Raw genomic sequence first — 12,004 nt, 5'->3', positions numbered from 1 at the left:
TGACACGGATATTTTTAAGGTTGCTATGCAAAAAGAAGTTGCGCTAAATGTTTTTGGTCAACCCCTCATTCCCTGCTCTTTCGACCCCCTAACAGGGTTTTTTAGGGATGGCTGCTGCAAAACCAATGAAGAGGATGTGGGCAGTCACTTAATTTGTGCGATTGTGACAAATGAATTTTTGCAATTTAGCCTGCAAAAAGGAAATGACCTCATCACCCCAAGACCAGAATATCAATTTCCAGGGTTAGTGGCTGGTGACCAATGGTGCCTATGCATCAATCGTTGGGTGGAGGCATTCAATGCCCAATGCGCGCCCTCTATCAAACTGGAAAGCACTCACATCAAAGCCCTAGAGACTGTGCCCTTGAATATTCTGAAAGAATATTCAAGGGAAATATAAAAGCGTGAAAGCGTTTTATACCGACCATTTTGTATTGCCACTTCCAGAGGGTCATCGCTTCCCAATGGAAAAGTATTCGCGCTTACGTGATCTAGTAAGTAGTCTGATCGATATCGAACTGGTAGAGGCACCCCCTGCTACTGACACTCAAATTCTGTATGCTCACGATCCAAGCTATCTCATCAAAGTCATTGAAGGAAAGCTTTCTCCACAAGAACAAAGAGAGATTGGATTTCCGTGGAGCAAGCAGATGGTGGAACGTTCACGTCGCTCAGCAGGCGCCACTGTTGCGGCAGCCAAAACTGCTTTACGAGAAGGCATTGCCGCCAATCTTGCGGGTGGCACCCATCATGCATATCGAGATGCCGGTAGTGGATTTTGTGTCTTTAATGATTCCGCTATTGCAGCACGCGCTTTACAAAAAGAGATCAGCCCATCCCTCAAAGTTGCAGTGATTGATTTGGATGTGCACCAAGGAAATGGCACTGCATCGATACTGCAAAATGATGATTCTATTTTCACCCTCTCGATTCACGGGAAAAATAACTTTCCATTTAAAAAAGAAGAGAGCGATCTTGATTTGGGCCTAGAGGACGGTTGCGATGATGCCGCCTATTTACATGCCCTGAGCCAATCCCTAGATCAACTGGATTCACGCTTCAAGGCAGACTGCCTCATTTTTTTAGCTGGTGCAGACCCCCATGAAGGTGATCGCCTAGGAAGGCTGAATGTCAGTACAGCAGGAATGCGCTTGCGGGATGAGAAGGTATTTCAGTATGCCTTGGATAGGCAGCTCCCCATCGCGTTTTCAATGGCGGGCGGTTACGGAAAGGAAATGACACCTACAGTGGATATTCACTTTCAGACCATTAAGACCGCCCTGCAATTTCAGAGGCAATATTAAATCTTTAGCTCTTCTTTTTTGAGGCGCTTTTTGGGCTAGCGAGATTACTGACATTCTCAACGCTCTTCTCAAAATTCGTAAATGAGTCTGCCATTGCGGCACGAATCAATTCAAAATTTTGCAATGCGTTGTTAAATGAGGTTTTGAATACAGAGACATAAGCCTCGCTACCAAGAGGCGCATTGTCCGTTGCATCATTTACAAAGTGAATTAAATCTGCCTTAGATTCTTGAATCATGGTTTCAGCAATATCGGCGAGCTCTTGATTACCGCTTTTAAGCACCTGAAGTAATTGGTTGTGATATTGGGAGATCTCTTTGGCAGCATCCTGCAGCACTTCGGCATGAACAAATTCAAATGCAGATCGAGGGTTCTGAGTTTTCATTAGCTCAGCTACCCTCTTCTGAATCATGCCGGCTAATTCCTGTGTCGCCTGCTGATTAATCTGTGCGATTGCCTGAGCACTTTCAATCGCCACGCGCCCAGCTGCCTTGGTCGCATCAATAGCTCTTTGTTGTCCTGGCATTGCATTCATATCAAGTGATTTCTTGCTCATATCAACCTTTCAGATGGGTAATCCCAGATACCAATCTACTCTGGTTCAGGCGGGTTTCTATAGAGAAAAACCAGTAGATCTACCAGATACAGGCAAAAGAAAAGCCCCAGCTATTACCAGCTGGGGCTCCATCAGCATCCAGAGATCAATACACTCTATTTCTTACTTTGAGTCGGACTTCTTCTTTGGAAGACTGTTCAGAGTCTCAGCACTATTAAGCTGTTGATCTACCAAATAGAGCGTGCCGCCATAGTTGGCCTGTAAATCGTATCCCGAGAGCCCCACTGTATAGAAGGTAATTTCAGGATTAAAGGAGCGAATCGTACCGCCCGAACCAGCAGAAAAATTTGCATCTACATCGATGCCACCACGACGACCATCAATCGAGGTCAACAAAAACTGATCGATAGCGCCCGGGGTCTTAAAGATCGCCACTTGATATTGATCTTGATAGCCAGCCCCCAAACCTTCACCTGTTTTGAGCGCTTGCATAAAAACAGGTTCTTTGCGACGCTTATCAAACAGGACACCCTCGCCACGGGCTACTACCAGCAAAACAATATTGACATTGGTAGTCGTAAAGACTGCATAGCCAGCCGCCTGATCAATTTCTTTTTGAATATCTGGTTTTTGCTTGATCAATGCATCAAGACCTGTCTTTGACATCTTTAACGTAGCGTCACGCTTTTGAATGATCTCTGCAGTAGTGAGTGGCTTGCCATCTTGACCAGTGGATTGGCAGCCAGCTAGAAAGGCTGCTGACAGCAAAGTTAAGGTAAGGCATTTCAAAAAAGATTTATGTGTATTGGTCATATTTAGGTGATTGATAGGGTTTAAATAGTCAGCCTCAATTGAGAGTATTACTCTAAGGGTCTGGGTTTCTTGGTTTCCGACACCGGAATAACTTTTCCGCCCAAAACTGTCGCATACACTCCAATATCTTTAATTTTGATTGCGGGAACAGTTTGTGGGTCCGCATCTAAGACCGCAAAGTCTGCGAACTTACCGGCTTCAATACTTCCTACCTTATCCTCTACTCCCAATGTGTAAGCAGCATTAATGGTAATCATCTTCATCGCATCAGAGGCAGTTACCGCCTCAGCCGGACCCCACACCTTGCCATCGTTGTACACATCCTTACGAGTCACTGCAGTCCACGCCTCTTTTAAGGGCACAGGCGCAGACACAGGCGCATCTGAATGAATAGAAGTGACAATGCCGTTGCGAACAAGAGTACCAAGTCGAGTTGCATAAGATACGCGATCCATACCTAAAGCTGGGTATTCCAATTTAGCGCGCTCGGAAATATAAGAAATATTGGCACTGACTACAGCACCAAGAGCCTTAATCTTCATCACCATTGCAGTCGAGGGAATGCCGAAATGGTTAATCGTGTAACGATGATCAAAGCGTGGCTTGGCATCAATCATTAATTGCAAAGCGTTAATAGAATTTTGATTGCCAATATCGCCATTACTATGAATGTGAATGTGATAACCCGCATCCCACCATGGCTTCATGGCAGCAGCAAAGTCTTGTGCAGACTTGTAGTTTGATGAGCCTAGACTTCCATCGGTATAGCCTGGGTGCTCCATCCGCATGGTTTCTGGCAAGTAACCGCCATCACTATAGAACTTGACGCCCTGGAATATCAAACGGTCGTTGTCTTGCTGTTGTAGAGCCTGTGCTTCTGCAATCGCCTTATCACCATACTTCTGAATAAAAGGCTCCGCGTAAACGACCGGAACAATTCGTAAAGCGCCTGCTGAAGATTGACTAAAAGCTTTAGCAATCTTTAGCTCCATATCGATGTTCAAGGTACCAAATGCCAAATCGCCAGAGGTAGTGATCCCGCCCTGCTGCATAAGATCACTCATATACAAATAGTCAGTCGGAATTTCACTTGGATTGAGAACATCTTTTCCAGCAATGCCCAAAATATAAGTTACCGCAGGGATTTCTAAGAACTGGCCATTTAATTGACCATCCTTATCAATACCTACGCCCTTCACATTCTTCACCTTCTCAGGCGTGATGCCATAGAACTTGATAAAAGCACTATTGACGTACATATCGTGGCCCGAAGCATCCCATACAACAATGGGTCTAGTGCTCGAAGCTTGATCTAAGAGCTGACGATCAGGCATCTTCCCCATAGCCACTACGTCAAAGCCCCAAGCCAATAGTGTCTTGTTCGGATCCTTGATGTCATCAGAGTATTTTTTGAGCTGTGTCATTGCTGACTGTAAGTTAGCAACCCCAGGAAATGCTGGCCCCCATGGATTTGGCATAGGCGATGGTGTCAGTAATGGTTTGTTGAACAAAATACCGCCCAACAAAGGGTGCGCATGTGGCTCAATGAATCCCGGGTACATGACTTTATTAGCAAAATCTTTATTAATCTGCGTTGGGTACTTGCTTGTCCAAGGCTTCATGTCTTCCAAAGAGCCTACAGACAAAATACGCCCATCCGCAACAGCAACAGCCGTTGCATTCGGAATCGCCGGATCCATCGTGACAATTTTTTTAGCCACAAACACAGTGATATTAGTGACCCTAGGTGTTGATGGCGGATCAAGCAACTGAACCGCTGAAGCTAGGCTTGAGAAAAGACCTAATACAACGGCATAAATAATTTTAGACTTTAGGTTCACTGGGGGCCTCTATCAAACCTTCATTTATAGAATGCTAACCATACTTCAATTGCAATCATCAATCTAATTAAAAAAGAAGCTCGACAAGCGAGCCTCTTATTAATATCAGATAGCCGAATTTAAATCCATTAATTAACCGGGACTACAATTTTTGGCTGAGCTAATTTAACGTACTTCATTTCCTTAGCATTCACATCCATTTTTTTCAAATCAAATGCATACGTATTATTGTTTTCAAACATCTTGACGTTGTAAACCATAGTTTTATTGTTGGCCACAATGCTCCATTCAGTTACCTCATAACCGCCAGTGCCGCCACCATAAGGATTACTAGCTGGCAAGGTCACTGATCCAGGAGGAATATCAAAGCTTCCTAGAATGTGCCAAGCAGCACCGTCCATTTGGGCGTTGGTAAAGTTTGTTGGCACTGAGTTTGATAAAAATAGTGCGCGAATAAAACGGCTTGGGCTCAAGAAATCTCCAGGAAGGCCATGCAATCCATTGCCAGAACTCGGTGCTGCGTAAGTGGCTCCATTAATGACTAGTGGTGGCTTCTCTACCTTAGAGAGATTGGCATAGTTTCCAATGCTATTGAGGTGATCTTGAAACGGAGGGTCATTTGTCAATACAGTCGTTGGGTTGTCAATGATAGATAGTCCATTTTTGGAGTACTCAACTACGATACTTTTACCATTGGCATCGTGCAATGTATAGTGCACTGGTGGTGTCTGATTCCCATAAACAGCCAACTTCGCGCCATTGACTTTAATCTTTGGTAGACCAGCCTTCACCTCATCAACAGTAGCAAAATTTGTCAGCACGTAAGTGAGCACCTGAACTGAATTGATGCTACTGGATGACTCAGCTTGAGTTACTGCTGGGTAAGCAGCGCTATTAGGGAAGTTAAGTACGCCTCCAATGAGGCCCTTTTCGTTCATGCCGTCGACAAGCTCAGGCAAGCCAAGTGCGTTCATTCCGACTACAGCATACTTAGAATTCCAATTCAGGCCTGAACCATATTTACCATCAACACCAATTCCCTGATGGGCATAAGCTCTTGGAATAGTCGTTAACTGAGAATTCAAAGGCAAACCGAATTCCATTGTGCGGCCATAAACATAGCCACCATCACTACCTTTGAGCAAGAAGCTAGTACAGGCTTCACTCACCAATGGAGCAAATGCCAAGGTAACTGAAACCGAAGTGGCTAGTAATTTATTAAACATCCGTTTTTTCATGATTAACTTCCTATCTTTTATAAGTGGGAAACTCTGCAGCAAATTACTTAAGAACAACTAGTGTGGCCGTAGCACGCGCACCCCAACCAGATGGCCCACCGGGTGTATTGCTGACGTAATACATAGGACCAGCACCAAAGGAGAAAGGCACGCCATCAATCACCACCAATTTGGAAACGCCTACATATAGAGGGTTTGATGTGCGATGCGTATCGTAGTTATATTGCGCTTCCATATTGGCTGTATATGTCCAAGCCTGTTTATCGGTGTAAGCAACAAAAGGCTATCCATACAAATTATTTTGTGTGCCAAAAGTTGGATTGCCGCCTACGTTCCAGGATTGGTAACCAAGCAAGCCATAAGTCCATGGACCTTCGCGATTCAGGACAACAGCAGTCACGCCGGCACCAGTTTGTTGTGAGCCAAACTTACCGCTATTACCGGATGGTGATTGCGCATACGGGCCAATACCCCAAATCCAAGAGGAGTTGGTATTGGGTGCATAAAAAGACTCAAGAGTTACGCTAGCAATACCGTATCCAGAAAATGATTGGCCAGGCGCAGTTTGCACACTAGTTTCTCTAACACCCGCAACAATAGGGCGAACGATGAATGTGTCACCGCCGCCTAAATTGAATGGCATGACTGGCTGAAATAATAAAGTTTGCTCGGAGCCGCCCTGATTTAGGCCCACACCGCGGCTAAATTGGTATTGCAGCGGCACTGAAATCATATTGGCGATTGGATTTGCTAATTTCTTAGCAATGTCAACGCTGTCCACGGCCGGCTTGGCAGAAACAGTTACAGCACCTGATTTCTCAGCAGCAACCATACCCGCACGGGCAGGAATTTCTTGGGCAAAAGTTGGGGATGCAAAAACACCTACTGCCGCTAAGGTAGCTGTTATTTTTAGAGTGAGGTTCATGTTTTATTTCTAATGAATTGAGGATTAGAAGTGAAATGTTGCTGATAATTGTGGGCCTTGAAAGGTCGTCTTTTGTAGTAAACCTGCACCGTTTGTCTTTGAGCTGCTCATGTCATAGTAGAGGCCGCGATAAACCAAGGAGACATCAACCCATTTTTCAATAGTCTTGCCGACGCCTGCCATTGCCTGCCAAGTAACATTAGTAGTTCCACCTCCGCTGCCGATATCAGCATAAAAAGGAATGTACCAAGTGGAATCTGCGATGCGATAGCGCCCTTTAAAGCCAATAATCGGATCAACGGTACTTACAGTCTTTGAGTCGCTCAATGAATAATTTGTTCCGTCAAGCGCGAGGTTCAACGTGGCGGTCATACTAATCCAACGTACTCCCAACAAACCATCAACATTAGCGTCTTTATTGTTTACAAGGTTATATGTAGCCGCGCCAGTCAACATGGTTTGCTGAAGGGTAGGTTTCATCGCCACCCTAAAGTTGTAACCAGGCGCCGGAGTAACTGATGTAGTACCGCTCTTTTGCAAGGTAGCGCTGACTACATCAGCCATCATTCCCCAACTACCATAATGCGCCTCTCCAGAAATCATTGCCCCAGACTTCAGATTGCTAATAATGTTATTCATGTTCGCATCAGCAGTATTCAGGTATTGACCTTTGTAGTTGAGTGTAGAACTAACATTAGGGAGCCAGACATAAGGCGTTACATCAACAGTCCACTGATTAGAAATCCTAGGAATTGGCGTAAGCTCCTCATCCGCATAAGCCAAACCCATCGAAGTAAATAATGTAGACACTGATAAGAATGCTAGGAGAATTTTCTTATTCATAAAAGGACCGATGTAATATAAGATTGGTGAGGAAATAGTTAATACAAATTTTGGAACTAATTATAGTCTGTAGGCCTAACACTTAAAGGCTTGCGCTCTAGAAGTTATAGGAGACCTTCGCGTAGGTAGACCAGTCGTACTGGTGATAACTTTGAACCACTTGCTTGCTAGCCCCCACTGCAAATACCCAGTTCCTTGCGAAACGATGTGTCACCATGGCATCCATTGGCACAAACCAGCCTCCACCAGCAGAGTTATAGACTGCGCCGTTTTCATCCCAAAAACGCAACATCGTGTTTGGGGATAGCTGGAAGCCAATAGTTGGGAACACCTGGAGATTCCTTACCAACGCTGGTTGGCTAGGATTAATGACTTGGCTATTATTTTTGGTGTCAAAACCATACATATAGCGCAATAAGGGCGAGAAATCAGTCACATGTAAAAGGCTGTCCACCTCAGGCAAAAAAGACCACCCTAACTGAGGCCCCACTGCCCACTGACCGTTATTGCCAAATGGAAATACAACGCGACCACCAACTAAAGCCCCCAAGGGCTTCAGAAAAGTTTGATCTTGACCCCATACCGTCACCATGGTGTTGCCCGCACTGTACTGCCCTGAATTATTAGCCGATGAAATAGAGTTGTAATTTGAGGCGTAAGAAGTATCCAGACGTATACGTCCACGCCACTCGCCGGCTGCTAAAGGGTTGTAATAGCGAAGCTTAAGAATATTTTGATAATTATCATTGCCGTCGTAATTGTGATAACCCCAAAATTCCAACACCTTGCTATTGGTTAGCCGCTGAGAGTCGTTGTCAAATTTTGAAACGGGGACCAATAAGTCCTCAGCATAGCTTGCTGACACAAAAAAGCTAATAAGAAGTGATAAAAGTATTTTCATGAAAGGCAATGCCACCCTAGGGTGGCATTTATTACATATATCTATTTAAAAACGAAAGACTATGGCGTTACAACATGCCATACATTATTGACGTTATCACCAGTCTTATCGCCAGGATTTTTGTCCTTAACAAAGAAGTACAGTGGCTTACCTTTGTAAGTTAGCTGCTTTTGACCATCGTTACGGGCGATAGAAGAAAAATCTCCTGAGAGCATGATGCCTGGCTCTACATAAACTGGGGGCCAATTATTCGCACAAGTTGACACACATTCGGATTTTCCTGAACCAGCCTGGTCTTTATCAAAGGTGTAAATGGTCTTGCCATAACTGCTTGTCAAAATACCGTTGTTCACCTTTATAAAATCTGCTGAGGATGTTTTGATATCGGGCGTACCGCATGCTGTCAACGCCATAGCAACAATTGCTGCTGCGCTAAGCTTTAATAAATGTTTCATTCTCTATCCTTATATGGGCTATGAATTAATTACCTGGTCCAACCAAGGTAATTTCAATACGACGATTCTGTGCACGACCTTCTGGAGTTGCATTAGAAGCAACTGGATTAGATTCACCCATGCCTTGCGCAGAAATCAAACTTTGGCTAACGCCCTTACGAATAAGATAGTCAACTACATTATCCGCACGCTTTGAAGAGAGGTCCAAGTTTGTAGCAATTCCTTGATTACGTAGCTCGGCTCCGATCGATACATTATCTGTATAGCCACGAACAACCACTTTTGTATTTTTAAATCCAGAAAGTGTTGGCGCCATTTTTGCTAAAACCTGCTCAGCTTTTGCATTTAAGCGATAGCCACCCTCTGGAAACAAAATTTTGTCGCGAATAGTAATGCGCAATTCGCCCTGTAATTGACGAATTTCCACCTCATCACCTTGGTAGGCCTGTTGAAGCTGGCTATACGCCTGGTCCAATTGATTGTATTTGCCATCAGTAACGCAGGCACTTAAGAGCGCAAGTGCTGTAATAGATAAGGCTATTAATCCATGTTTCGTCAAACTCATGTCATTTCTCCAAAATCAGTAAAAAATATGCTTTTAATGGCATTAAGGCCACTATAGCCCAAAGGCTCACCCGAGCCTTTCAAATACCCATAAAAAATGGTCATTTTCTTCAAGAGTCTTGAAATAACTTGTTTTAAGCAGGCTGGAGACCCTAGAATCAATTATCTATAAATTCGATCATAAATATCAAATTTATTCATTAGACAAATAAACAACTGAGGTTCAAAATTGCTCTAGTTGTAGTAGTTACTAAAAAAATTGATTAACCAACACTAGGAGCACAGTATGTCCATTATTAATACCGCAGTTCAACCATTCAAAACCGAAGCTTTCCATAATGGTAAGTTTGTAACGGTTACTGACGAATCCCTCAAGGGCCACTGGTCAGTTCTGATTTTTATGCCTGCAGCATTTACTTTTAACTGCCCAACAGAAATTGAAGATGCAGCTGAGAACTATGCTGAATTCCAAAAAATGGGTGCTGAGGTTTATATCGTAACAACCGATACTCATTTCTCACACAAAGTTTGGCACGAGACTTCTCCTGCTGTTGGTAAAGCAAAGTTTCCGCTCGTTGGCGACCCAACACACACCTTGACAAACGCATTCGGTGTTCATATTCCTGAAGCCGGTTTGGCATTGCGTGGCACATTCATCATCAACCCAGAAGGCATCATCAAGACAGCAGAGATTCATTCAAATGAAATCGCTCGTGACGTTTCTGAAACTTTACGTAAGTTGAAAGCCGCTCAGTACACAGCAGCACACCCAGGCGAAGTATGCCCAGCTAAGTGGAAAGAAGGCGCAGCAACATTGACTCCATCTTTGGATCTCGTAGGCAAGATCTAAGTTAAATCAGTAATCAATAGACTCTCTTTAAGAGAGTCTATTGGAGAGGACCAGATCCTGCCCAATAGACTCACCTAAAAAAATACCCAAGGAAATCATCATGCTCGATACCAATATCAAATCTCAGTTAAAGGTATATTTTGAAAAGATTGTTAGCCCGATCGTTCTAGTAGCCAGCCTAGATGACAGCGACAGCTCTAAGCAGATGCTTGAGCTCTTAAATGAAGTAGCTGAGCAGTCTGACAAGATCAGCTTAAAAACTGACGGTAAGAGTGAGCATATTCCTAGCTTTACCGTGAGCAAGACTGATCAAGATGCTCGCATTACCTTTGCCGGCCTACCAATGGGTCACGAGATGACCTCTTTCATTTTGGCTATTTTGCAGGCCAGTGGCTATCCCGCCAAAGTAGAGCAAGAGGTGATTGATCGCATTACTAAATTAGATGGCAAGCTCAGCTTTCAGACCTTCATCTCTTTGTCATGCCATAACTGCCCTGACGTTGTTCAGGCGCTGAACTTAATGGCAGCCCTCAATCCAAACGTCACCCATGAAATGATTGATGGCGCCCTTTACCAAGGCTTGGTAGATCAATACCAAATCATGGCTGTTCCAACTGTGATTCTCAATGGCGAAGTATTTGGTCAAGGTCGCATGAGTGTTGAAGAGATTGTTGCCAAGCTGGATACCTCTACCCCTAAAGAAGAGGCTGCAAAGCTTTCTGCTAAAGAGTCGTTTGACGTTTTAGTCATTGGTGGTGGGCCTGCTGGTGCTGCTGCTGCAATCTACGCGGCACGTAAAGGTATTCGCACTGGAATTGTGGCCGAACGTTTTGGCGGGCAAGTCATGGATACCATGGGTATTGAAAACTTCATTTCCGTAAAAGAAACTGAAGGGCCTAAGTTGGTTCAAGCACTCGAGCAACACGTGAAGAGCTATGAAGTCGACATTATGAATTTACAGCGCGCCAATGCTTTGCGCAAAACGACTCATGGTCTTGAAGTGGAATTAGCCAACGGCGCAGTACTCAATAGCAAGTCCGTAATCATCAGCACTGGTGCTCGCTGGAGAGAAATGAATGTGCCTGGCGAACAAGAATACCGCGGCAAAGGGGTTGCATATTGTCCTCACTGTGATGGCCCTTTATTTAAAGGCAAGCGTGTAGCGGTGATTGGTGGTGGCAATTCCGGTGTTGAGGCTGCCATTGATTTGGCGGGCATTGTTAGCCATGTCACTCTCATCGAGTTTGATAGCAAGCTCCGTGCAGATGCGGTATTGCAAAAGAAAATGGCTAGCATGCCAAATGTAACCGTCATCATGAGCGCGCTCACCAAAGAAGTATTGGGTGCCAATGGCAAGGTTAATGGCTTGCGCTACGAAGACCGCACCAATAATACCGAGCACTCTATAGAACTAGAAGGCATCTTTGTGCAAATCGGCTTGTTACCAAATACTGATTGGCTTAAAGGCACCATCGATTTATCCAAGCACGGTGAAGTTATCGTCGATGCAAAAGGTGAAACTTCTTTGCCGGGTGTATTTGCAGCGGGAGACTGCACCACCGTTCCATACAAGCAAATCATTATTGCCATGGGTGAAGGCGCCAAAGCTTCGCTAGGAGCATTTGATTACCTCATTCGTTCATCGGTTACTGAGCCAGAAGAAGTAGTTGCTGCGTAAGCAACAATTAATCTGCAGCAAAACAAAAGGGAGTCT

Annotated in this window: 14 protein-coding genes; 4 read left to right on the top strand and 10 right to left on the bottom strand. The window is 44.4% G+C overall.

Features of this window, described 5'->3' with window-relative positions; translation table 11 throughout:
- The first annotated feature begins 25 nt into the window (after nucleotides 1-25).
- Entirely contained in the window at nucleotides 26-400 is a 375-nt protein-coding gene (locus tag ICN34_RS01935) for a DUF2237 family protein (RefSeq protein WP_216120534.1), read from the top strand.
- A gap of 4 nt (nucleotides 401-404) precedes the next feature.
- On the top strand, nucleotides 405-1,304 hold the full coding sequence (locus tag ICN34_RS01930) for a histone deacetylase (protein ID WP_216120532.1): 900 nt from the start codon (nucleotides 405-407) through the stop codon (nucleotides 1,302-1,304).
- Nucleotides 1,305-1,308: 4 nt separating this feature from the next.
- On the opposite strand, the gene ICN34_RS01925 is transcribed toward ICN34_RS01930, so the two are convergent.
- From ICN34_RS01925 to ICN34_RS01880, 10 genes are all read right to left on the bottom strand, one after another.
- Nucleotides 1,309-1,860, bottom strand: coding sequence for a phasin family protein (locus ICN34_RS01925; protein WP_216120530.1), 552 nt, complete (start codon nucleotides 1,858-1,860; stop codon nucleotides 1,309-1,311).
- 162 nt (nucleotides 1,861-2,022) lie between these two features.
- On the bottom strand, nucleotides 2,023-2,673 hold the full coding sequence (locus ICN34_RS01920; RefSeq protein WP_255538551.1) for a hypothetical protein: 651 nt from the start codon (nucleotides 2,671-2,673) through the stop codon (nucleotides 2,023-2,025).
- A gap of 47 nt (nucleotides 2,674-2,720) precedes the next feature.
- Nucleotides 2,721-4,514, bottom strand: coding sequence for an amidohydrolase (locus ICN34_RS01915; RefSeq protein ID WP_216120528.1), 1,794 nt, complete (start codon nucleotides 4,512-4,514; stop codon nucleotides 2,721-2,723).
- Nucleotides 4,515-4,642: 128 nt separating this feature from the next.
- Nucleotides 4,643-5,752 carry a linear amide C-N hydrolase gene (locus ICN34_RS01910; RefSeq protein WP_216120526.1) on the bottom strand — a complete coding sequence of 370 codons (1,110 nt, stop codon included), beginning with the start codon at nucleotides 5,750-5,752 and terminating at the stop codon, nucleotides 4,643-4,645.
- Between the two features lie 43 nt (nucleotides 5,753-5,795).
- Nucleotides 5,796-5,987 (bottom strand): hypothetical protein, encoded by a 192-nt coding sequence (locus tag ICN34_RS01905; RefSeq protein WP_216120524.1) that lies wholly within the window; start codon nucleotides 5,985-5,987, stop codon nucleotides 5,796-5,798.
- Between the two features lie 48 nt (nucleotides 5,988-6,035).
- Nucleotides 6,036-6,677, bottom strand: a complete 642-nt coding sequence (locus ICN34_RS01900; protein ID WP_216120522.1) for a hypothetical protein — start codon at nucleotides 6,675-6,677, stop codon at nucleotides 6,036-6,038.
- Between the two features lie 24 nt (nucleotides 6,678-6,701).
- On the bottom strand, nucleotides 6,702-7,520 hold the full coding sequence (locus ICN34_RS01895; RefSeq protein WP_216120520.1) for a hypothetical protein: 819 nt from the start codon (nucleotides 7,518-7,520) through the stop codon (nucleotides 6,702-6,704).
- A 97-nt stretch (nucleotides 7,521-7,617) separates the two neighbouring features.
- Entirely contained in the window at nucleotides 7,618-8,421 is an 804-nt protein-coding gene (locus ICN34_RS01890) for a hypothetical protein (protein ID WP_216120518.1), read from the bottom strand.
- 59 nt (nucleotides 8,422-8,480) lie between these two features.
- Nucleotides 8,481-8,876: a hypothetical protein gene (locus ICN34_RS01885; RefSeq protein ID WP_072584057.1), complete on the bottom strand. Its 396-nt coding sequence runs from the start codon at nucleotides 8,874-8,876 to the stop codon at nucleotides 8,481-8,483.
- 25 nt (nucleotides 8,877-8,901) lie between these two features.
- Nucleotides 8,902-9,441 (bottom strand): OmpA family protein, encoded by a 540-nt coding sequence (locus ICN34_RS01880; RefSeq protein ID WP_072584056.1) that lies wholly within the window; start codon nucleotides 9,439-9,441, stop codon nucleotides 8,902-8,904.
- 285 nt (nucleotides 9,442-9,726) lie between these two features.
- Between ICN34_RS01880 and ahpC the strand changes: the two genes are divergently transcribed.
- Together ahpC and ahpF are read left to right on the top strand one after the other, a co-directional pair.
- Complete coding sequence (gene ahpC, locus ICN34_RS01875; RefSeq protein WP_072584055.1) at nucleotides 9,727-10,290, top strand: alkyl hydroperoxide reductase subunit C; 564 nt, start codon at nucleotides 9,727-9,729, stop codon at nucleotides 10,288-10,290.
- 100 nt (nucleotides 10,291-10,390) lie between these two features.
- Complete coding sequence (gene ahpF, locus ICN34_RS01870) at nucleotides 10,391-11,968, top strand: alkyl hydroperoxide reductase subunit F (RefSeq protein WP_216120517.1); 1,578 nt, start codon at nucleotides 10,391-10,393, stop codon at nucleotides 11,966-11,968.
- Nucleotides 11,969-12,004: the final 36 nt, after the last annotated feature.

Origin of the sequence: Polynucleobacter sp. Tro8-14-1, assembly GCF_018881655.1 — a bacterium.
In the GTDB taxonomy this organism is placed as follows: domain Bacteria; phylum Pseudomonadota; class Gammaproteobacteria; order Burkholderiales; family Burkholderiaceae; genus Polynucleobacter.
Note: the sequence above shows the minus strand (reverse complement) of the source record. Positions and strands in the feature narration are given on the sequence as shown.